The organism is Microbacterium panaciterrae (assembly GCF_039541635.1).
Lineage (GTDB): Bacteria > Actinomycetota > Actinomycetes > Actinomycetales > Microbacteriaceae > Microbacterium > Microbacterium panaciterrae.
This window is the reverse complement of record NZ_BAABGP010000003.1, coordinates 440,658-461,435: the sequence shown is the minus strand read 5'-3', so window position 1 is coordinate 461,435 and position 20,778 is coordinate 440,658. Positions and strand designations below refer to the sequence as shown.

Here is a 20,778-nt window from a genome sequence, read left to right as displayed (position 1 = left end):
GCCGCCTCCCGAAACGGCAGGAGCCCTCGTGCGCGTGATCACCCCGTCCGGACCCGACCGGAGCGGTGCAGTCGGCACGGGCAGCCGGGTGATCTGGAGCGCCACCGACCTGAAGCTCGCGGCGGAGTGCGAGTTCGCCTGGGCGCGCCGGATCGACGCCAAGCTCGGCCGGGTCGAGGCGGTCGAGGATCCTGAGGATGCGACGCTCGCGCGCGCCGCCGCGATGGGCGACGTGCACGAGGTCGTGGTGCTGGAGGACTACCTCGCGAGCCACGGCCGCTCGACCGACGGTGGTCCGGGCGTGGTGGAGCTGCCCAAGGTGTCGTCGACGGATGACGAGGCGCTCGCCGCGATCGTCGCCGAGACCGAACGCGCGCTGCGCTCCGACGCCACGGTGATCTATCAGGCGGCGTTCTCCACGCCCGAGTTCGTCGGTTTCGCCGACTTCCTGCTGCGCGATGCCGACGGCCGGTGGCGGGTGCAGGACTCCAAACTCGCCCGCACCGCACGCGTCACCGCGCTCATGCAGCTGGCGGCATATGTCGATCAGCTCGACAGGCTGGGCATCCCGCGATCCGACGAGGTCGACCTGATCCTCGGCGATCGCAGCATCTCGACGCACGCCGTGCGCGACCTGCTGCCGCTGTTCCACGTGCGCCGGGCGCGGCTGCGAGCACTGATCGCGGATCGGCGGATCGATGAGGGCGCCGCGGGCGCGCCGCTCGCCTGGGGCGACGACCGGGGCGACCTGCAGATCGTCGCCTGCGGACGCTGCGCGACGTGCGAGATCGAGGTCCTCGCGCATCGGGACCTGCTGATGGTCGCCCGCATGCGTCCGGTGCAGCGCGCCCGGCTGCGTGCCGTAGGGATCCGCACGATCGACGACCTCGCCCGCGCGCCCGAGGTGCCGGAGGGCATGAACGCGGAGACGTTCCAGGCCCTGCGCGCGCAGGCGCGGCTGCAGCTCGCGGCGATGACGGCGGACGCAGCCGCCGGGGGCGGGGACGGGGCCACTTCGCCTCCGTTCGAGGTCATCTCCGCTACCGCGATCGGCCTGATGCCGCGCCCCAGCCGCGGCGACCTGTTCTTCGACTTCGAGGGCGATCCGCTCTACACCGAGCCGGGCGAGGGAAAGCCGTGGGGGCTCGACTACCTGTTCGGCTGGGTCGACGACGCCGAGCAGTACAGCGCACTGTGGGCGCATGACTTCGCAGCGGAGAAGCAGGCGCTGCTCGACTTCCTCGACTTCGTGACCGCGCGCCGGGCGGCGCATCCCGACCTGCACATCTACCACTACGCGCCCTACGAGACCTCCCATCTGCAGAACATGGCGGAGCGGTACGGAGTGGGCGAAGCCGCGGTGGACCGGCTGCTGCGCGAGGGCGTGTTCGTCGACCTCTACCCGCTGGTGCTGCGCTCGGTGCGGGTGGGTTCCCGGTCCTACTCGATCAAGAAGCTCGAGCCGCTGTACATGGGCGCCGAGGTGCGCACGAGCGACGTGCAGAAGGGCGACGACTCGATCGTGCAGTACGTGCAGGCGCGCGGACTGGTCTCGGACGGCCGCACGGAAGAGGCCGATGAGATCCTCGCCGACCTCGCCGACTACAACCGCTACGACTGCGTCTCGACCCGGCGGCTGCGCAACTGGCTGGTCTCGCTGGCCCGCGAAGCCGGTGTGCTGCCCGCCCCGCCCGACGAGCCGGAGACGCGCGCCTACGAGCCCGCACCGCTGTCGGTCGCGCTGCAGGCCGAAGCGCAGCGGGTGCAGGCCGAAGGCGGTGACGGCCAGACCTATCGGGTCGCCGCCGCGGCGATCGACTACTTCCCGCGGGAGGCGAAGAGCTTCTGGATCTCGCACTTCCAGCGGCTGCGCGAGCCGGTCTCGTTGTGGGAGTCGACGCGCGACGTGCTGCGCGTGGATCCGGAGCGGTCCTCGCTCGCCATGGAGTGGGGGATCGAGGAGGGCGCCCGCACGATGACGCGCCTCGTCGACCTGCACGGCGAGCTGGCGCCGGGCAGCACGCTCGGCGTCGGGGGCAGTCCCTACGCCCTGTACGAGGCCCCGCCGCCGTTCGACGGCGTGTTCCCTTCACGCGTGATCCACGTGCCGCACGAGGTCGAGATCGTCGAGGTGCTCGAAGACGGGTACCGGATCCGCGAGCGCGCGGTCGGCGGTCAGACCTGGGATGACCTGCCCCTCGCGCTCACCCCGGCGTCGCCGCCGCGGGTGAACTCGCTGCAGGGCGCGATCGAGGAGTGGGCGGGGAACATGCTGTCCGCGGCTCCCTCGTTCGGACAGGATCCGGCGACCGACGTGCTGCGCCGAGTGGTTCCGCGCACGGTCTCCGGCGGCCCGCTGCCGGTGACGGAACCGGGCAGCGCTGCGGAACCGGGCACCACCGCCGAGACGGCAACCACTGCCGAGACGGGAGACAGCCCGAACGCCGCCGACGCGATCGTGCAGGGCGTGCTCGATCTCGATCGCAGCTACCTCGCGGTGCAGGGCCCGCCCGGCACCGGCAAGACCTACACCGCGTCGCACGTGATCGCACGCCTCGTGAACGACCACGGCTACCGCATCGGCGTGGTCGCGCAGTCGCACGCGATCGTGGAGAACCTGCTCGAACGGGTCGTCGCGGCGGGCGTGGATGCCGCGCAGGTCGCGAAGGCGCCGAAGGATCCGCAGGCGGCCACGGCGTACACCGTGATCCGCAAGGACGGCCTGGCCGGCTACCTCGCCGAGCACACCTCGGCCGCGGGCGTCGGCTGCGTGGTCGGCGGCACCGCGTGGGACTTCTCGAACACCAAGCGCGTGCAGCGGGGAGAGCTCGACCTGCTCGTGATCGACGAGGCGGGACAGTTCTCGCTGGCCTCCACGATCGCGGTCGCCGTCTCGGCGCAGCGCCTGCTGCTGCTCGGCGATCCGCAGCAGCTGCCGCAGGTGAGTCAGGGCACCCACCCCGAACCCGTCGACACCTCGGCGCTCGGCTGGGTCATGCATGAGCGATCCGTCATCGACCCCGCGCACGGATCCTTCCTGGCGCGTTCCTGGCGGATGCACCCGGCCGTCGCCGCGCCGGTCTCACAGCTCGCCTATGCCGGTGCCCTGGCTTCGGCCGAGGGCACAGAGCGGCGCGGGATCGAGGGCGTGGAGCCGGGTCTGCACGTGCACCCGATCCGGCATCGCGGCAACGCCACGCAGTCGCCGGAGGAGGCCGCGGAGGTCGTGCGGATCGTCCGCGACCTCGTCGGACGGGCGTACACGGACGGCATGGAGGGCGCGGCGCCGCGGCCGCTGGAGCCGGCGGACATCATCGTCGTCGCGCCGTACAACGCGCAGAAGCAGCTCATCCACGACGCGCTCGCGGCGGCCGGGCTCGGTGATGTCGCCGTCGGCACGGTCGACAACTTCCAGGGCAAGGAGGCCGTGGTCTCGATCACGTCCCTGGCCGCGTCGAGCGGTCGCGACGCCCCACGCGGTCCGGAGTTCCTACTGCTGCAGAACCGGCTCAACGTGGCGATCTCTCGCGCCAAGGTGGCGGCCTACCTGATCCACTCCCCGGCGCTGCTCGACGACCTGCCCTGGACGCCCGAGGGCGTCGCCCGGCTCAGCGCGTTCGCGCACCTCGTGGGCGCCGATCGAGACTGAGGGCTGCTCAGACCGTGCCGTAGAGCCGGTCGCCGGCGTCGCCGAGACCGGGCACGATGTAGCCCTTCTCGTTCAAGCCCTCGTCGAGAGCGCCGAGCACGAGCGTGACGTTGCGGTCGCCGACGAGCTTCTCGATCGCCGCGACGCCCTGGGGCGTGCCGAGCAGGCAGATCGCGGTGACGTCGTCGGCGCCGCGGTCGAGCAGGAACTGGATCGCGACGGCGAGCGAGCCGCCCGTGGCGAGCATCGGGTCGATGGCGAAGCATTGCCGCCCGCTGAGGTCGGTGGGTAGGCGCTCGGCGTAGGTGGTCGGCTCGAAGGTCTCCTCATCGCGCACCATCCCCAGGAACCCGACCTCGGCGGTCGGCAGCAGCTTCACCAGGCCCTCGAGCATGCCGAGGCCCGCACGCAGGATCGGCACGACGATCGGCCGCGGCTCCGAGATCTTCACGCCCGTCGTCGTCGTCACCGGCGTGGTGATCTCGATCGGCGTGACCCGCACGTTCCGGGTCGCCTCGTAGGCGAGCAGCGTCACGAGCTCCTCCGTGAGCTGGCGGAACACCGGCGACGGCGTGCGCTCATCGCGCAGCACCGTCAGCTTATGGGTGATGAGGGGGTGATCGGCCACGTGAACGCGCATGGGTACAGGCTACTTGCCGTGGCCTGCCCTCACAGCGTCGCACCGGCCAGGAAATGCCAGCCCAGCCACCACCAGATCACGATCACCGCGATCCGCACCGCGCGATCGTCGAGCAGGCGATCGAACAGCTCGGTCACGGTGGCCTCCGGATGCCGCAGCCGGATCCGCCAGGTCGCTACGACGAGCAAAGCGGCGCACAGACCGAAGTACCCGATGCTGAGCAGCATCATCGTCCTCCTCCTCGACGCAGCAGCAGCACTCCGCACGCCAGCCAGGCGGCGATGAACAGGACCTTCCCGGGCGCGACGTCGAGCAGCGGATCCAGCAGGTTGCTGAATGCGTACGAGGGGTCGGCCGGATGCAGCTGACCGAGGACGAACTGGGCCAGCTCCCACAGGCATCCCGCCACCACGAGCCCGCACCACGCCCCGCCCAGCAGTCGGAGTCCGCGCGTCCACCGCGACGACGCTGCGGATCCCCCGGGCCACGTGAGAGCCAGGGCTCCGGCCCCGACGGCGATGATCATGGCGATCATCCCGACGCTGTGCCGCGGCAGCAGGCACACGACGAGCCCGGCCGCGGCCGCACCTGCGAGGATCGCCCATTGCGGCACCCGACGAGCGGCGCGCGCCGGGATCCAGCGGCTCACGACGACGAACAGCGCCGCCGCGAAGAACACGGCGGTGTCGAACCACTGCGCACGGAGGATCTGCACGATCCCGGTCAGCAGCAGCACGGTTACCCAGCACGCGACCGGCCAGGGCAGCGCCGCCCAGCGCCTGCCCGCCGCGTCTGCATTCGCCCGGGAGCTCATCATCACCTCACCGGCATGCTACTCACGCGTCCCGCGGTGCACCGCACGAGACGCCGGGTCGTGCCCACGGCTAGGCTCGATCCCCGGGAGGACCGGTGAGCGCTGCAGGATCCGTCACGGACGACACGGCGATGAACCGCGCGCTCGCGCTCGCCGCAGAGGCCGCCGCGGCGCAGGAGATCCCGGTCGGCGCCGTCGTCCTGGACGCCGTGGGACGGATCCTCTCCGAGGGGCGCAACAACCGCGAGGAGACGGCCGATCCGACCGGTCACGCCGAGATCGTGGCACTGCGTGCGGCCGCCGCGACGTGGGGATCCTGGAACCTCGAGGGCTGCACCCTGGTCGTCACGATGGAGCCCTGTGTGATGTGCGCGGGCGCGATCCTGCAGTCCCGCATCGCCCGGGTGGTGTTCGGCGCCTGGGACGACAAGGCGGGAGCCGCCGGGTCCCGGTACGACCTGCTGCGCGACCGCCGGCTGCCGTATCGGGCCGAGGTGGTCGGGGGTGTCCGCGAGGCCGAGGCGGTCGCGCAGCTCCAGGCGTTCTTCGCCGCACGACGCTGACCGCACGGCGCTGACCGCAGCGGCGCTGAGCCGGGTCAGCGCCGTGGGCGTGCGTCCAGCCGGGCGAGCCGGTCCACGAGGAACAGATACGCCTGCGCCTCCGGGTCGTAGTACCCGCGGTGCCGCACGCCCTGCTCGTCGAGCTCGGTCCGCGAAGCGTGACCCTCGGTGGCCTCGCCATGCACGCCGGGCAGCCCGGGCACCGCGCCGCCATCGGAGTCGTACACGATCGCGCCCGCGATGTCGCGCGGATCCACCGGATGCGCGGCGAACCGTCCCATCGGCGCCATGACATCGGTGCTCGACTCGGTGGCGTAGAACGAGAAGGATCTGTCCGCGAGCGCCTCGGCGACGGCATCGGCGGCCATGCGCGTCATCCCCGCGGACGCGATCGAGAACGCCTCGGAGACGGGGCCGGCACCGTCCATGAGCACGAGCTCGCCGAAGAGCGTGCTCGAATACGAGTAGCCGATCACGGCGATCCTCGTCTGCGGGTGGTGGTGCCGCATCCGCACCAGATCGCCCGCCAGGCGCGCGGCGCCGACGGTCGCATGCTTGGTCGAGAGCGCCGTCAGCTGGGTCCCGGAGTCGTAGCAGAACCAGGCCACGGCGGCGACCCGTCCGGCACCGCCGCGCAGCGCGGACGCGCGGATCGTGTCCGCACACAGCCGCCGGGTGAGCGCCGCCCAGCTCGGGAAGTCGGCGAGGTCCGTATCGATGCCGTGCAGCACGACGACGATCGTCTCCGCCGCATCCACGTCACCGAAGGCCACGGACGCACGCGGCTCATCGCCCTCGAAGAACAGCGACAGCAGATGCGCCTGCGGATCCGCTCGCAGCACGTCCTGCACGTTCTGCAGCTTCTGCCGGGTCTCAGCCGGCAGCCCGGGATCGGCGAGCGCCTCGGCGAGCGGATCCACCATGGTCGCGGGATCGGCCGGGCTCAGTCCGCCGAGCGCAGCACGAACGCGTCCGTCGACGGGGACGGATCCTGCGCGGGACGGTAGATGTCGGGCTCGAGGTAGATCACCCGGGCGGCCGGAACGGCGGCGCGGATGCGGACCTCGATCGCGTCGATGTCGTCGGCGGCGGCGCGCACGGTCTTGTCCGAGGGGAGCGCGATCTTCGCGGCGACCATGAGCTCGTCCGGCCCCAGGTAGAGGGTCTTGATGTGGATGAGCTTCTCCACCTCGTGGCCGTCCAGGATCGCGTCCACGATCCGGTCGTAGTCGGCCTCGTTCGCCCCTTCGCCGACGAGCAGGCTCTTGGTCTCGATCCCGAGCACGATCGCGATGAGCACGAGCAGCAGGCCGATCATGAGCGTGCCGAGCGCGTCGAAGAGCGGGTTGCCGGTGATGACGGTGAGGCCGACGCCGAGCAGGGCGAAGACGAGACCGGTGAGGGCCCCGGTGTCCTCCAGCAGCACGATCGGCAGCTCCGGCGCCTTCGCATGGCGGATGAACGAGACCCAGGACTGGTCCTCGGGCCGCACGTGGTTGCTCTCCTTGATCGCCGTGCGCAGCGAGAACGACTCGAGCACGATCGAGACCAGCAGCACCGCGATCGGCAGCCACCACCACGTCTTATCGAGCTCGTGCGGGTGGATGAGCTTCTGCACGCCCTCGTAGACGGCGAAGAGGCCGCCGACGGAGAACAGGATGATCGAGACGACGAACGCGGACACGAACCGCTCCCGGCCGTAGCCGAACGGGTGCTCGCGATCGGCCCGGCGCTGCGCCTTGCGTCCGCCGAGCATGAGCAGCAGCTGGTTGCCGGAGTCGGCGATGGAGTGGATCGCCTCGGCGAGCATCGAGGCGGATCCGGAGAGCAGCCAGGCGACGATCTTCGCGAGCGCGATGCCCATGTTCGCGAGGAACGCCGCCAGGATCGCCTTGCCGCCACCGGATGCACTCATGCCACGAGTTTATGTCGCACCCGGCTCGTAGGATGGCGGCATGGTCGATGCTCTCCCCTCTGTCGCGTTCCTCGGTGCCGGATCGATGGGAGGCGCGATCCTGCGGGGTCTCGTCGCCAGCGGGATCCCGGTGGACGGGGGGATCGCCGCCACCAACCGCACGGCCGCGCGGGCCGCGGAGCTCGCCGATCTCGAGGGCGTGCGCTCGATCGCCCTCGAAGAGCGGCCGGACGGCAACGCGCACTCCGCGGCCGCGGCGCGCATCGTCGTCGTCGGCGTCAAGCCGGGCATGGTGCCGGATCTGCTCGACGAGATCGCCCCGCATCTGCGCGAGGACGCGATCGTGGTGAGCATCGCGGCCGGGGTCACGCTCGCGACCTTCGCCGCGCACCTCCCTGCCGGAACCCGCGTGCTGCGCTCGATGCCGAACACCCCCGCCACCGTGGGCCGTGCCGTCACCGGGCTCGCCGCGGCCGCCGACGTCACCGCGGAGGAACGGGCGCTCGTGCGCCGGCTGTTCGAGACCGTCGGATCGGTCATCGAGGTCGCCGAGGAGCAGATCGATCGGCTCTCCACGATCTCCGGATCCGGCCCCGCCTACGTCTTCCTGCTCATCGAGGAGTTCACGAAGGCCGCGATGGGCAAGGGCTTCGCCGAGCCCGAGGCCCGCCTCATGGCCGAGCAGACGTTCATCGGCGCCACCGCCCTGCTGGAGGCGTCGGGCGAGGATCCGGCCGAGCTGCGCCGCCGCGTGACGAGCCCGAAGGGCACCACCGAGCGTGCGATCGCGGTGCTGCAGGACGCCGGTCTGGACGACCTGTTCGCCCGCGCCACCGACGCCGCCCTCGCCCGCGCCCGGGAGCTCGCCGCCGGCGCCTGAACGGCCGGCCGGGGCACATCGGCCCGTTCAGCGGTCGAGGGAGGAGAACCGCTCGATGTCGCTGTTCGTGCCGGACACGATGATGAGGTCGTGGTTGGTCACGACGGTGTCGGCCTCGGCGTAACGGAACGGCTTCCCGGGGCTCTTCACGCCCACCACGGTCACGTTGTACTTGCTGCGCACCCCGGACTGGTTCAGGCCCACGCCGCGGATGAACTTCGGCGGGTACATCTTCGCCAGCACGAAGTCGTCGTCGAAGCGGATGAAGTCGAGCATCCGGCCGGAGACGAGGTGGGCGACGCGCTCGCCGGCCTCGCGCTCGGGGTAGACGACGTGGTTCGCGCCGACGCGGGCGAGGATCTTGCCGTGCGACTGCGACACCGCCTTGGCCCAGATCTGCGGCACCTTGAGGTCGACGAGGTTGGCGGTGATGAGCACCGAGGCCTCGATCGACGAGCCGACGGCGACCACGGCGACCTGGAAGTCCTGGGCGCCCACCTGGCGCAGCGCGTCGATGTTGCGGGTGTCGGCCTGCAACGCGTGCGTGACCCGCTCCGACCACTTCTGCACGAGCTCGAGGTTGGTGTCGATCGCGAGCACCTCGCGATCCAGGCGATCCAGTTCGCCGGCGCAGGCGGCGCCGAAGCGGCCCAGCCCGATCACCAGCACCGGAGCGTCGTTGCGCAGCACTTCAACCAACGATGGGCCTTTCCACGGGCAGCGAATACAGCTGCGTGCGGGATGTTGCGGCCACGGCCGCGGCCAGTGTCACTGTACCAACGCGCCCCATGAAGATCGTCGCGGCGAGGATGTAGGTCGCCGCATCCGGCAGCCGCTCGGTGACGCCCGTGGACAGCCCGACGGTGCCGAACGCCGAGACCACGTCGAAGAGCACATCGACCACGTCGTACTTCGTGATCTGGCAGATCGCGATCGTGGAGATCGCGACGACCGTGGCGCCCCAGGCGACGACGCTCAGGGCGACGCGCTGCACGTCCGAGGGGATGCGCCGTCCGAACGCCTGCACCGACGGGCGGCCCTTCGCCTCGCTGATCACGGCGAGGGCGAGCACGGCGAGGGTGGTGACCTTGATGCCGCCCGCCGTGGACGCGGATCCGCCGCCGACGAACATGAGCATGGATCCGGCCAGCAGGGAGGATCCGTTCATGCTGCCGACGTCGACGACGCTGAACCCGCCGGAGCGTGTCATCGCGGACATGAAGAACGCCTGGAACGTGGTGTCGCCGGCGTCCATGGATCCGAAGGTCTTCGGGTTGTCGTACTCGAGGAGCAGGAACACGGCGGCGCCGGCGACGAACAGCAGGACGGTGGTGATCATCGTCAGCTTGGCGTGCAGCGACCAGCGCCGCACGTGCCAGCGCTGCCGCGCGAGCGTGTAGATGACCGGGAAGCCGAGGCTGCCCAGGAACACCCCGAGCATCAGCACCGTGAGCACGTAGTAGTTGCTCGCGAACGGGGTGAGACCCCCCGGATTCGGCGTGAAGCCGGTGTTCGTGAACGCCATCGCCGCGTAGAACGGCGCCTCCCAGAGGGCGGTGAGCGGATCCGCGCCCGCCACCACGAACGCCGGGTACAGCAGCACCATGAGCACGGCCTCGATCGTGAACGCCGAGATCGCGACGGTGCGCAGCAGCGCGCCGACCTCGCCGAGCCGCACCGTCTGGCTCTCGTTGACCGGGCCGCCGTGCGCGCGCATCGGGTTCGTGTCGCCGGCCGCGATGAGCTTGGCGCGCAGCCCCAGGCGCTTCGATATGACCAGGCCCATCACGCTCGCGAGGGTCAGCACGCCCAGACCGCCGACATTCACGCCGACGAAGATCACCGCCCGCCCGAAGCCGGACCAGTGCGTGGCCATGTCGACGGTGGACAGGCCCGTCACGCAGATCGTGGACATCGCGGTGAACAGGGCGTCGGCGAGCGGCGTCACCCGGCGATCCGCGGTCGCGATCGGCAGCGACAGCAGGGCCGTCGTGATCAGGATCAGCGCGGAGAACACGACGATCGCGAAACGCGACGGGGACGAGGTCGTGACGGTCTTGCCCAACCGGATCGTGCGTCGCGCAACCGCGGAGAAGGATCGCGCGGCGTGGGTGCGGGGCATGTGACTGATCCTCCGATCCTCCGCTCGCAAGGCGTTCGTCATGGTACTCCGCCCGCGGCGCGGCTACTGTGAAGGCATGACCGACATCTTCGACGTGATCGCCGACGGCACGAGACGGGACATCCTTCAGCTCCTGCGCCAGCGGTCCGAAGAAGGAGACGCCGGCACGAGCGTGACGCAGATCGTGAGCGAACTCGGCATCAGCCAGCCCACCGTCTCGAAGCACCTCAAGGTGCTCCGCGAGGCAGAGCTGGTCACGGTGCGCGAAGACGGCCAGCGCCGGTTCTACAGCATCGAGGCCGCGCCGCTGGAACAGGTCGACGACTGGCTGGTCCCGTTCCTCGCGGACGCCTACGGCGATTCCGCGCCCGACATCTCGGGTCTTGCCGGGGTTCCTCCGCTGCCCGACGGCGCCGCGCACGCGGCCGAGGTCGTCGGCCGCGCCGCGGCATCCGCCAAGCACGTCGTGCAGACCGCGCTCAAGCGGCTCGGGGCCTGAGCGTTCAGCTCGACAGCGCTGCGGTCGTGCGCGCGGATTCCGTCGCCGGCGTCCGCCGGGCCAGGACCACGATCCCGAGCACCAGAACCCACAGCAGGTATGCGAAGTACGTGAGGTAGAACGGCGCGAGGATCCCGCAGATCCCACCGATCACGGACACGACGCGCAGCCACGGAGACAGAGCTCCCCGCACGGCGAGCACGATCCCGATGACGCCGACGCACAGTGCGGGCGCGCACACGCACATCAGATTTCCGATCTCCGTGATGAGGTACACCACCGGCGCCGGCACGCCGGACTGCACCGCGCCGCCGCCCTCGACCATCCCGACCGCGACGCCGCCCGCCAGCCACGCGCCGGTCGCGCTCAGCGCAGCCCCGATGGTCGCGAGCGCCGCCATCGGCCCGCCGATCGCGGGCGTGCGCCGCACGCCGGCGCCGAAGACCACCAACGCCAGGGCGCTGAGAGCCGCCACGTACCAGAGGGTGAACGCGACCGGGGCGTGCGCGGGGCCGATGTACGACGCGACGCCGCCGGCGCTGTAGTCGCCGCCGGGGGAGCCGGCGAAGGCGAACGCGGCGAACGTGCCGGCGGCGTAGACGAGAAGCCCTGTTCCTGCGGAACGGGGAAGGGTCGTTGCGGACATGATTCCTCCTTGAATCCGTGCCCCGAGTGGGGCATGCCAGGCAGGCTAGGCGCGCGACGACGCGGGCCGCATCGTGACCGGTGACGATCTTCTCGTCGTCCGCACGGACGACGACGGGATCATCAGCGCGGAGGATGCGCCCAGGCGCCGGCCGGATCTACTGTGAGCACGTGAGGCGCCGCAGCTGGGCTTTCGACATCGCGATCGCGGTCGTGGTCGCGGGCTCCGGCCTGGCGGAGGCGGTCTGGGGCATCAACGCCACCCACCGGCAGGGGCCGGTGCCGGCCGAGGCGGCGGTGTACGTCATCACCGGACTGCTGCTCGTCATACGCAGGATCGCGCCGCTGACCTGCATGACGGCCATCGTCGTGGTCAGCGTGGTCGAGTTCGCGTTGTTCGGGGCGCCGGAGGGCATGGGCGTCGCGCTGCCCGGAGCGATCGGCGCGTACTCGACCGGGCGGTACGTCGATCGCGGGCGCTCGTGGTGGGGGCTCGTGCAGATCGCCGCATTGTGGCTGGCGTGGGATCTGTTCGATCCGGTGGTCACCACGCCGCTGATCCGCCTGCAGCAGCTCGGCTGGGCCTCGCCGTGGCTGGTCTCCTGGCTCGTCGGCGCGCTCGTGTGCAGTCAGGCGCTGCACGCCGTGCAGCGTCGTTCCGCGCGCGCGGAACGAGAGGCGCGCTCGGTCGTCGAGGAGCGCAACCGGATCGCCCGCGAGCTGCACGACGTGATCGGGCACAGTGTGAGCGTCATGACGGTGACGGCGTCGGCGGTGCGCCGCCGGCTCACCCCCGAGCAGGCGGAGGAGAGGCGCGCGCTCGAGACCGTGGAGGCGGTGGGCCGGGATGCGCTGAGGGACATGCGCCGGATGGTGGGGATGCTGCGCCAGGACGACGAGGAGGCGGATCGGGAGCCGACGCCCGGGCTCGCGCAGGTGGATCCGCTGATCCGCAAGTTCCGGGAGGCCGGGCTTCCCGTGGAGTACCGGGTGAGCGGGCTCGATGGCGCGCTTCCGGCCGGCCTCGACCTGACGGCCTATCGGGTGATCCAGGAGGGGCTCACGAACGCACTCCGTCACGCAGTCGATCCCCGGCGCATCCTCGTCGACGTCTCCGCCGGCGACGGACTGGTGATCCGGATCCGGGACGACGGACGTGAGGACGTGAGACGCGACGCGGAACCGGGGCACGGGCTGCTCGGCATGCGCGAGCGCGCCGCCCTCTATGGCGGGACGCTCCGCGCGGGGCCCGTCCGTGACGGGGGCTTCGAGCTGGTCGCGCGGTTCCCCGGTCCGTTCACCGGGGAACCGAGGGATCCAGCGGATCCAAGGGATCCGGAGGAGCTGAGATGACGATTTCCGTGCTGATCGCCGACGACCAGGCGCTTGTACGGCGCGGGTTCCGGATGATCCTCGAGATCGAGCCCGACCTCGACGTCGTGGGCGAGGCGGTCGACGGTGACGACGCCGTCGCGCAGACCCGGGCGCTGCACCCGGACATCGTGCTGATGGACGTGCGCATGCCAGGCCGCAACGGCATCGAGGCCACCCGCGACATCGCCCGCGATCCTGTCGTCGGCGACCGGACGAGAGTGCTCATGCTGACCACGTTCGACATGGACGAGTACGTCTTCGACGCCCTGCAGGCGGGGGCGAGCGGGTTTCTGCTGAAGGATGTGCAACCGGAGCTGCTGGTCGCCGGGATCCGCGCGGTGCACGCGGGGGAGTCCCTGCTCGCGCCCAGCGTCACGCGCCGGATGATCGAGACGTTCCTGCAGCGTCCGCGCGCGGCTTCCGCAGCGGCGCCCGAGTACGAGCGGCTCACGAGCCGTGAGCGGGAGATCCTGCAACAGCTCGCGCGCGGCCTCACGAACGCGGAGATCGCCGCCGAGCTGGTCGTCTCGGACACCACGGTCAAGACGCACGTCGGGCGGGTGCTGACCAAGCTCGGGGTGCGCGATCGGGTGCAGGCCGTCGTCTTCGCCTACGAGCACGGGCTCACGACGCCCACGGGGGCGGAAGCGCGACCCGCCGCGGAGTGATCGCGACCGGCCGCGGAGTGAAGGGGGCGCTCACGCGGTGCGGGGCCTCAGCACCGGATCCGGGACGGGCCGGACGTCGCTGCGGGCGACCGCGACGATGATCGCGCCCCAGGTCGCGGCGAGGGCGACGAGCTGCACGACGCCGGCGATGGGTCCGCCGAACAGGTTCGCCCCCGCCGTGAGGATCGCGGCGATCGGCACCCAGACGGCGACCCGCCGTGCGATGCGCAACCCGAGCGCGAGGACGACGGGTCCGATCGAATAGCAGATCAGGAACACGATCAGCAGAACGCCGCCGAGAGGCTCGGCGTCTGTCGCGGAGACCATGGCGGCACCGGCGTCCCCCGGCAGCGCCGCCATGGCGATCGCCCCGTATCCGCCGAAGAAGGCGGCGAGGTGGCCGATCCCGGCGGCCAGTCCGGCGCCCGTGACGAGCGTGCCGATCGCGGTGAGGTGAGCACCGCGACGGGGGGCGAGCGCGGCGACCGCCGGCAGGCCCGCGAGCCAGACGAGCGGGCCGAACACGGCGAGCGACCCGATCGCCAGCCAGACCGCGGGGAACTGCGCGGCCACGTCGGCGGGCGTCGGATGCGCGCCGCGAGGCTGCAGCATCCACTGCGCGATGTTCGTGACGATGAGGGTGAGTGGTCCGACGCACAGAGCGATGATGGCGACGATCCGGCTGAAACGGGTGGACATGAGTGGGCTCCTTCGGGGAGTGCTGGATGCACGCCAGCTTCCCGGTCGTGCAGCCACGGGCGCGTCCGGTCCAGGACGGAACCGGGTCGGCCCTGCGGCGGTCCGGCTGTAGCCCGCGCGGGGGACGCGCGGACGAAACGAGCGGCATAGCATGAGGCTCATGCGGCACGCGATCGCGCGCTTCCGGCGACGCTCGCTCGGCGGATTCCCCGCACCCGATGTGGTGCTGGCCGGAGCGCTGTGCCTCGTCGCGGTGGCGAGCGCGACCACCGGAAACCCCGCGGAAGGCCCGGTCGCGCTCACGGTCCCGGTCGCGATCGTCACCACGCTCGCCCTGCTCTGGCGGCGGCGCTCCCCGGTGCTGACCGTCGCCCTCATCCTGGTCGCGGGCCTCGTGCAGACCCTGATCGCACAGCCGCCCGGATCGCTCTGGTCGCTCGCAGTCTTCGCGATCGCGATGTACTCGGTGGCGGCGTGGTGCTCCGAGGGCGTCGCCGCGCTCGCCGGTGCGGTGTTCGTCGGTGCGCTGCTGGTCGAGGAGCGGATCGCCGACGGGGTCGACTATGTGTTCATCCTGCTCCTGTTCGGCGGGGTCTGGCTGCTCGGACGGGCGAGCCGGGGGTGGCGTGGCCGGGTGACGGTGGCGGAGCAGCGCCAGCAGGAGGCCGCGCGGCTCGCCGCGGCGGAGGAGCGGCTGCGTATCGCGCGCGACCTGCACGACGTCGTGGCGCACAGTCTCGGGGCGATCGCGGTGCAGGCCGAGGCCGCCGAGGCGGCTCTCGCGGCTGCACCCGCGCGCGCCCTGGAGCCGGTGCAGGCGATCCGCGACACCGCGCGGTCCGCGCTGACCGACATCCGGCGGGTGCTCGACGTGCTCCGCGAGGACGACGATGCGGCGGAACCGGGATCACCGTGGGGCGCATCGGCCGTCGTGGCGCTGGTGGAGTCGGCTCGCGGTGCCGGCACGCCGGTGGAGCTGGATCTCCGGCTCGTCCGCGCAGTGCCCATCCCGCCCGCCGTCGATCTCGCCTGCTACCGCATCGTGCAGGAGGCGCTGACCAACGCGCGAAAGCACGCCGCCCGCGCCGCCGTCGCGGTGACGATCGTGCAGCGTGCCGAAGAGCTCTCGGTCTCCGTGCGGAATCGGGCCGGATCCACTCTCGACGTGACGGCGGCGTCATCGGGCTACGGCATCAGGGGGATGGCGGAGCGCGTGCACGATCTGGGCGGATCCTTCAGCGCGGGCCCCGAGGGAGATGGCGGATTCGCCGTGCAGGCCGTGCTTCCGCTCGCGCCGGGCACGCGAGGCGCCGCATGATCCGGGTGGTGATCGCCGACGATCAGACCCTGGTGCGCACGGGGTTCCGTCTCATCCTCGACCTGGAGTCCGACATCGAGGTGGTGGGTGAGGCGGCCGACGGTGCCGAATGCGTCCGCCGGGTCGGCCAGGAGCAGCCCGACGTGGTGCTGATGGACGTGCGGATGCCGGTGCTCGACGGCATCGAGGCCACGCGGCGGCTCACCGAGGCTGGCAGCCGCGCGCGCGTGCTGGTGCTGACCACCTTCGACCTCGACGAGTACGTGTTCGAGGCTCTGCGCGCGGGAGCGGCCGGATTCCTGCTCAAGGATGCGCCGCGTGAGCAGCTCGTCTCGGCGATCCGTCAGGCCGTCGACGGCGACGCGCTGCTCGCGCCCTCGGTCACCCGGCGGCTCATCGAGCGCTTCGCGCGCACCGGCGGATCGTCGGCGGCGCTCGCGCCCTTCGAGACCCTGAGCGTCCGAGAACGCGAGGTGCTCGCCCTGGTCGCCCGCGGCTGGACCAACGGCGAGGTCGCTGCGGCGCTGTTCCTGGGGGATGCGACCGTGAAGACGCACATCGCACGGATGCTCGCCAAGCTGGGCGCCCGCGATCGCATCCAGGCGATCGTGATGGCGTACGAGAGCGGGTTCCTCCGCCCCGGCGCAGATAACGGGTGAGCACTCCGCCCAGACAGGCGCGCCCCGCGATCCGGCTGCCACACCGACCACACGGGTTTACACGCGTCCCATCCAGCCCCTACAGTTATCGCAACCCGCACGCAGGGCGCGGAGCGGCAGAGGGGGTAATGGGGATGCCCGAACAGCTACCGGACGTGCGGTTTCTCACGGTCGCCGAGGTCGCGGCGATCATGCGCGTCTCGAAGATGACGGTCTACCGCCTCGTGCACGCCGGCGAGCTTCCCGCGATCCGCTTCGGGCGCAGCTACCGCGTGCCGGAGTCGGCCGTCACCGCCGCGCTGCAGCGGCCGATCTCCGACGTCGGCTGACGGCGCGGCCGGCCGCCGGGAGCTCCACGCGTCCGGGGCCGATCCCTGCGGCGTCAGGCACACCGGCCGGGTGCGCTAGACTGTCCCGAGGCATTTTCCGTGCCCCGATCCCGGGCGTCGACGGCTCGACGCCCAGCCCCTGACTTAGTGAGGTTTCCGTGGGTTCTGTCATCAAGAAGCGTCGCAAGCGCATGGCGAAGAAGAAGCACCGCAAGCTGCTTCGCAAGACTCGCCACCAGCGCCGCAACAAGAAGTAAGCGGCTGCGCGTAGCGCACCAGTCACCAAGCGCCCCCGATCCTCGTGATCGTCGGGGCGCTTCGTGCGTTCGGATGCGGGTCGGGAGCCTCAGCGTCCGGCACCTTCCGGGTCTGGAAGAATCGGATCCATGAAGTCGATCACCGTCGCCCAGCTCGCCGAACGCTCCGGCACTCCGCTCATCGACGTGCGCGAGCGCGACGAGTTCGCCACGGGGCACGTGCCCGGTGCCGTGAACCTGCCGATGTCGGAGATCGGCGATCTGCTGCAGGAGCTGCCGGACGGCGCATTCGACGTGATCTGCCAGCTCGGCGGACGCTCGGCGCGGGTGGTCGAGGCGCTCGAGGCGCGCGGTTACGACGCGACCAACGTCGACGGCGGCACCGCGCAGTGGATCGCCGAGGGGCGCGCGGTCGAGACTCCCGCGCCATGATCGCGCTGACGCTGATCGGCAAGCCGGACTGCCACCTGTGCGAGGTCGCGTCCGATGTCGTCGATGCGGTGATCGCCGATCTGCCGGACGGCGTCGCCGAAGACCTCGAGATCACCGAGTTGTCGATCCTCGACGATCCGGCGCTGTACGAGAAGTACTGGGAGAAGATCCCGGTGCTGCTCATCGATGACGAACTGCACGGCCACTGGCGGATCTCGCCGGATCGGCTGCGCGAGGCGATCGCCGCGAAGGCGGCGGAAGGAGCGGCGACATGACGCTGAGGCACGTGGTGAGCTGGCAGATGGCGGCAGAGGATCCGGCGGTGCGCGCAGAGCACGCGGCCGGGATCGCATCCCGGCTGGCGGCGCTCGTGGGCGTGGTGCCCGAGATCCGCGCCCTGTCCACGGGCGCGAACGTCGCGTATCCGGACGCCAACTGGGACGTCTCGCTCGTCGCCGACTTCGACGACCTCGCCGGTCTTGAGGCCTATCAGGTGCACCCCGCGCATCAGGAGGTCGTCGCGTACGTGCGCTCGGTCGTCGGCAATCGATCCGCGGTCGACTTCGAGGTCTGAGGCGCAGGAACAGGCGGTCGGTGAGCGCCAGGTCAACTCTTTGTCTCGGATCCCAGACATTCTGGACATCTCGGGCCGCGCACGACGCCCGTGATTCCGCGGAACTGCGGATCCTGATACCGAACCGAGACCCGTCCACGGCTTCCGCCGTTACATGCCGGTAACTGCACCGTGCCAAGATTGGCGCAACCCGCACACGGACAACAGCGTCCACGACACAGGAGTCGGACTCATGGAACGTCGCTCGAAGATCGCCTACGGCTTTGCTCTCGTGGCAGCCGCCACCCTTGCTCTCGCCGGCTGCTCGACCGGAGGCAGCGCATCCCCGAGCGCGAGCGCCGGCGGCACGGACTACGGCCTGATCACCGCAGGCACCCTCACCGTGTGCTCGGACATCCCGTACAAGCCGTTCGAGTACGAAGAGTCAGCAGGATCCGGGAAGTACACCGGCTTCGACGTCGATCTGCTCACCGCGATCGGCGACAAGCTCGGCCTGAAGACGCAGTTCCAGGTCACGAACTTCGACACCCTGCAGTCGGGCGCGGCCCTGCTCGCCGGCCAATGCGACATGGGCGCCTCGGCGATGACGATCACCGACGAGCGGAAGAAGAACATCGACTTCTCCGCCGGGTACTACGACTCGCTGCAGTCGCTGCTGGTCAAGACCAGCTCCGGCATCAAGGACATCAACGGCCTGTCCGGCAAGAACGTCGGCGTCCAGCAGGGCACGACGGGTGAGACCTACGCGAAGGATCACGCCAAGGGTGCCAACCTCGTGCAGTTCTCCGACGACGGCGTGCTGTGGCCGGCTCTGCAGGGCGGCCAGATCGACGCGATCCTGCAGGACCTGCCGGTCAACCTGCAGCACGAGAAGGACGACCCGTCCTACAAGGTCGTCGAGACCTACAAGACCGACGAGCAGTACGGCTTCGCGTTCGCGAAGGGCAAGAACGAGGCACTGCGCAAGGCCGTCGACGAGCAGCTGAAGGCGCTCAAGGACAACGGCGAGTACAAGAAGATCTACGACAAGTACTTCACCGCGGCGAAGTGACCGGGGCCTGACCCACGCCGATGGCACTGAAGAAGCGGACCCGTACGCGGGTCTACCACTACACCGTCTATGCGGTGATCATCGCGCTCATCGCCTGGGCTGCGATCGTCACGGACTGGCCCACGGTCGCGAAGCAGTTCGCGAATCCCGAGGTCGCGTTGAAGATGCTCCCTGGCATCATCACCGTCGGCCTCAAGAACACACTGCTGTTCACGATCGAGTCGTTCGCCGGCGGTCTCGTCCTCGCCATCCTCCTGGCGCTGATGAAACTCAGCAGCATCCCGCCGTTCCGGTGGGCGGCGACCGTGTGGATCGAGTTCTTCCGCGGCATTCCCGCGCTGATGACGATCTTCGGCTTCGCACTCATGGTGCCGATCGCGCTGCACATCAAGATCCCCGGCGGCCCGGTGGGGGCGGCGACGCTCGGCCTGATCGTGGTGTCGTCGGCCTACATGGCCGAGACCATCCGTGCGGGAATCCAGGCCGTGCCGAAGGGGCAGACCGAGGCGGCACGGTCGCTCGGCATGTCGGGCGGCAAGACGATGTTCTTCATCGTGCTGCCGCAGGGCTTCCGCATCATCATCCCGCCGCTCACGAACGAGTTCGTGCTGCTGCTGAAGGACACGTCGCTCTTCTTCATCGCCGGCGCGACGCCGCTCACGTACGAGTTGACGACGTACGCGCGCAACGGCCTTTCCACGTACGCGAACGCCACGCCGATGGTCATGGCCGCGCTCCTGTATCTGGTCGTGACGATCCCGCTCACGCGGCTGACAGCCTGGCTCGAGCGACGGATGGCGAGGGAACGATGACCACCGACCTGATCAACGTGCATGCCCCGGCGATCGACATCCAGGGGCTCGTGAAGCACTTCGGCGACAACGAGGTGCTCAAGGGCATCGACCTGACGGTCCGCGCCGGCGAGGTCGTCTGCGTGATCGGCCCCTCCGGATCCGGCAAGTCGACGCTGCTGCGCTCGGTGAACATGCTCGAGGAGCCCACTGGCGGGAAGATCGTCATCGAGGGGATCGACATCACCGATCCGGACACCGACATCGACCGGGTGCGCACCCGCATCGGCATGGTGTTCCAGAGCTTCAACCTGTTCCCGCACATGACGGTGCTCGGCAACCTCACGATCGCCCAGCGCCAGGTGAAGCGCCGCGGCAAGACCGAGGCCGAGAAGGTCGCGAACGAGATGCTCGAGCGGGTGGGCATGAGCCACAAGGCCGACGCCTATCCGAGCCATCTCTCCGGCGGTCAGCAGCAGCGCGTCGCGATCGCGCGGGCGCTGTGCATGAACCCGGACATGATGCTGTTCGACGAGCCGACCTCGGCGCTCGACCCCGAGCTCGTGGGCGAGGTGCTGCAGGTCATGCGCACGCTCGCCGACGAGGGCATGACGATGATGGTGGTCACGCACGAGATGGGCTTCGCCCGCGAAGTCGGATCCCGGCTGATCTTCATGGACGGCGGCCACATCCTCGAGGAGGGCGATCCGCGCGAGGTGCTCGCGAACCCGCAGCACCAGCGCACGAAGGACTTCCTCGCGCGCGTGCTCTGAGAGCTCAACGGCACGCAGGGCGCGGATCGGGATCCTGTCCCGATCCGCGCTTCTTTAGCGCGTCGCGCATCAGATCATAGGAGTCTCCAAGCCCCGGCATAGCGGCAACATCCGATTCATCGAGCG

Annotated in this window: 25 protein-coding genes; 16 read left to right on the top strand and 9 right to left on the bottom strand. The window is 70.3% G+C overall.

Annotated features, from left to right (window positions below; all coding sequences use genetic code 11):
• Window positions 1-28 precede the first annotated feature (28 nt).
• Window positions 29-3,649, top strand: a complete 3,621-nt coding sequence (locus tag ABD882_RS02195; protein ID WP_345183869.1) for a TM0106 family RecB-like putative nuclease — start codon at window positions 29-31, stop codon at window positions 3,647-3,649.
• A 7-nt stretch (window positions 3,650-3,656) separates the two neighbouring features.
• Here ABD882_RS02195 and upp read toward each other — a convergent pair whose 3' ends face one another.
• From upp to ABD882_RS02180, 3 genes are read right to left on the bottom strand one after another with little or no spacing between them, the layout of a single operon-like run.
• Window positions 3,657-4,289 (bottom strand): uracil phosphoribosyltransferase, encoded by a 633-nt coding sequence (gene upp, locus ABD882_RS02190; protein WP_345183867.1) that lies wholly within the window; start codon window positions 4,287-4,289, stop codon window positions 3,657-3,659.
• 29 nt (window positions 4,290-4,318) lie between these two features.
• Entirely contained in the window at window positions 4,319-4,519 is a 201-nt protein-coding gene (locus ABD882_RS02185) for a DUF6186 family protein (RefSeq protein WP_345183865.1), read from the bottom strand.
• The gene (locus ABD882_RS02180; RefSeq protein WP_345183863.1) at window positions 4,516-5,109 is read right to left on the bottom strand and encodes a hypothetical protein; all 594 of its coding nucleotides are present in this window, start codon (window positions 5,107-5,109) and stop codon (window positions 4,516-4,518) included. The genes ABD882_RS02185 and ABD882_RS02180 overlap by 4 nt, the downstream gene beginning before the upstream one ends.
• Window positions 5,110-5,198: 89 nt before the next feature.
• On the opposite strand from ABD882_RS02180, the gene ABD882_RS02175 reads away from it, so the two are divergent.
• Window positions 5,199-5,666 (top strand): nucleoside deaminase, encoded by a 468-nt coding sequence (locus ABD882_RS02175; protein ID WP_345183861.1) that lies wholly within the window; start codon window positions 5,199-5,201, stop codon window positions 5,664-5,666.
• A gap of 35 nt (window positions 5,667-5,701) precedes the next feature.
• On the opposite strand, the gene ABD882_RS02170 is transcribed toward ABD882_RS02175, so the two are convergent.
• Both ABD882_RS02170 and ABD882_RS02165 read right to left on the bottom strand, forming a co-directional pair.
• On the bottom strand, window positions 5,702-6,589 hold the full coding sequence (locus ABD882_RS02170) for an alpha/beta hydrolase (protein ID WP_345183859.1): 888 nt from the start codon (window positions 6,587-6,589) through the stop codon (window positions 5,702-5,704).
• A 20-nt stretch (window positions 6,590-6,609) separates the two neighbouring features.
• Entirely contained in the window at window positions 6,610-7,581 is a 972-nt protein-coding gene (locus ABD882_RS02165) for a cation diffusion facilitator family transporter (protein WP_345183858.1), read from the bottom strand.
• A 40-nt stretch (window positions 7,582-7,621) separates the two neighbouring features.
• Here ABD882_RS02165 and proC point away from each other — a divergent pair, with 40 nt between their 5' ends.
• Window positions 7,622-8,461 (top strand): pyrroline-5-carboxylate reductase, encoded by an 840-nt coding sequence (gene proC, locus ABD882_RS02160; RefSeq protein ID WP_345183857.1) that lies wholly within the window; start codon window positions 7,622-7,624, stop codon window positions 8,459-8,461.
• A 27-nt stretch (window positions 8,462-8,488) separates the two neighbouring features.
• Here the strand turns inward: proC and ABD882_RS02155 are convergent, their stop codons facing one another.
• On the bottom strand, window positions 8,489-9,160 hold the full coding sequence (locus ABD882_RS02155; protein WP_345183856.1) for a potassium channel family protein: 672 nt from the start codon (window positions 9,158-9,160) through the stop codon (window positions 8,489-8,491).
• Window positions 9,153-10,592, bottom strand: a complete 1,440-nt coding sequence (locus ABD882_RS02150; RefSeq protein WP_425563311.1) for a TrkH family potassium uptake protein — start codon at window positions 10,590-10,592, stop codon at window positions 9,153-9,155. The genes ABD882_RS02155 and ABD882_RS02150 overlap by 8 nt, the downstream gene beginning before the upstream one ends.
• Before the next feature lie 67 nt (window positions 10,593-10,659).
• Here ABD882_RS02150 and ABD882_RS02145 point away from each other — a divergent pair, with 67 nt between their 5' ends.
• The gene (locus ABD882_RS02145; protein WP_345183852.1) at window positions 10,660-11,082 is read left to right on the top strand and encodes an ArsR/SmtB family transcription factor; all 423 of its coding nucleotides are present in this window, start codon (window positions 10,660-10,662) and stop codon (window positions 11,080-11,082) included.
• Between the two features lie 4 nt (window positions 11,083-11,086).
• On the opposite strand, the gene ABD882_RS02140 is transcribed toward ABD882_RS02145, so the two are convergent.
• Window positions 11,087-11,728 carry a hypothetical protein gene (locus tag ABD882_RS02140; protein ID WP_345183850.1) on the bottom strand — a complete coding sequence of 214 codons (642 nt, stop codon included), beginning with the start codon at window positions 11,726-11,728 and terminating at the stop codon, window positions 11,087-11,089.
• A gap of 170 nt (window positions 11,729-11,898) precedes the next feature.
• Here ABD882_RS02140 and ABD882_RS02135 point away from each other — a divergent pair, with 170 nt between their 5' ends.
• Window positions 11,899-13,080 carry a sensor histidine kinase gene (locus ABD882_RS02135; RefSeq protein ID WP_345183848.1) on the top strand — a complete coding sequence of 394 codons (1,182 nt, stop codon included), beginning with the start codon at window positions 11,899-11,901 and terminating at the stop codon, window positions 13,078-13,080.
• Window positions 13,077-13,769: a response regulator gene (locus ABD882_RS02130; protein ID WP_345183846.1), complete on the top strand. Its 693-nt coding sequence runs from the start codon at window positions 13,077-13,079 to the stop codon at window positions 13,767-13,769. Before ABD882_RS02135 ends, ABD882_RS02130 begins: the two co-directional genes overlap by 4 nt.
• Before the next feature lie 30 nt (window positions 13,770-13,799).
• Here the strand turns inward: ABD882_RS02130 and ABD882_RS02125 are convergent, their stop codons facing one another.
• The gene (locus tag ABD882_RS02125) at window positions 13,800-14,468 is read right to left on the bottom strand and encodes a hypothetical protein (protein ID WP_345183844.1); all 669 of its coding nucleotides are present in this window, start codon (window positions 14,466-14,468) and stop codon (window positions 13,800-13,802) included.
• Between the two features lie 160 nt (window positions 14,469-14,628).
• On the opposite strand from ABD882_RS02125, the gene ABD882_RS02120 reads away from it, so the two are divergent.
• From ABD882_RS02120 to ABD882_RS02075, 10 genes are all read left to right on the top strand, one after another.
• Entirely contained in the window at window positions 14,629-15,786 is a 1,158-nt protein-coding gene (locus ABD882_RS02120; protein ID WP_345183842.1) for a sensor histidine kinase, read from the top strand.
• Window positions 15,783-16,445 carry a response regulator transcription factor gene (locus ABD882_RS02115; protein WP_345183840.1) on the top strand — a complete coding sequence of 221 codons (663 nt, stop codon included), beginning with the start codon at window positions 15,783-15,785 and terminating at the stop codon, window positions 16,443-16,445. The genes ABD882_RS02120 and ABD882_RS02115 overlap by 4 nt, the downstream gene beginning before the upstream one ends.
• A gap of 134 nt (window positions 16,446-16,579) precedes the next feature.
• The gene (locus ABD882_RS02110) at window positions 16,580-16,774 is read left to right on the top strand and encodes a helix-turn-helix domain-containing protein (protein WP_345183838.1); all 195 of its coding nucleotides are present in this window, start codon (window positions 16,580-16,582) and stop codon (window positions 16,772-16,774) included.
• 158 nt (window positions 16,775-16,932) lie between these two features.
• Window positions 16,933-17,031: a 30S ribosomal protein bS22 gene (locus tag ABD882_RS02105; RefSeq protein ID WP_003792170.1), complete on the top strand. Its 99-nt coding sequence runs from the start codon at window positions 16,933-16,935 to the stop codon at window positions 17,029-17,031.
• A gap of 129 nt (window positions 17,032-17,160) precedes the next feature.
• Window positions 17,161-17,463 (top strand): rhodanese-like domain-containing protein, encoded by a 303-nt coding sequence (locus ABD882_RS02100; RefSeq protein ID WP_345183836.1) that lies wholly within the window; start codon window positions 17,161-17,163, stop codon window positions 17,461-17,463.
• Entirely contained in the window at window positions 17,460-17,738 is a 279-nt protein-coding gene (locus ABD882_RS02095; protein WP_345183834.1) for a glutaredoxin family protein, read from the top strand. Before ABD882_RS02100 ends, ABD882_RS02095 begins: the two co-directional genes overlap by 4 nt.
• Window positions 17,735-18,037 (top strand): Dabb family protein, encoded by a 303-nt coding sequence (locus ABD882_RS02090; protein WP_345183832.1) that lies wholly within the window; start codon window positions 17,735-17,737, stop codon window positions 18,035-18,037. The genes ABD882_RS02095 and ABD882_RS02090 overlap by 4 nt, the downstream gene beginning before the upstream one ends.
• A 232-nt stretch (window positions 18,038-18,269) precedes the next feature.
• Window positions 18,270-19,088: a basic amino acid ABC transporter substrate-binding protein gene (locus ABD882_RS02085; protein ID WP_345183830.1), complete on the top strand. Its 819-nt coding sequence runs from the start codon at window positions 18,270-18,272 to the stop codon at window positions 19,086-19,088.
• Between the two features lie 20 nt (window positions 19,089-19,108).
• Entirely contained in the window at window positions 19,109-19,900 is a 792-nt protein-coding gene (locus tag ABD882_RS02080) for an amino acid ABC transporter permease (RefSeq protein WP_345183828.1), read from the top strand.
• Entirely contained in the window at window positions 19,897-20,652 is a 756-nt protein-coding gene (locus ABD882_RS02075) for an amino acid ABC transporter ATP-binding protein (protein WP_345183827.1), read from the top strand. The genes ABD882_RS02080 and ABD882_RS02075 overlap by 4 nt, the downstream gene beginning before the upstream one ends.
• Window positions 20,653-20,778 lie beyond the last annotated feature (126 nt).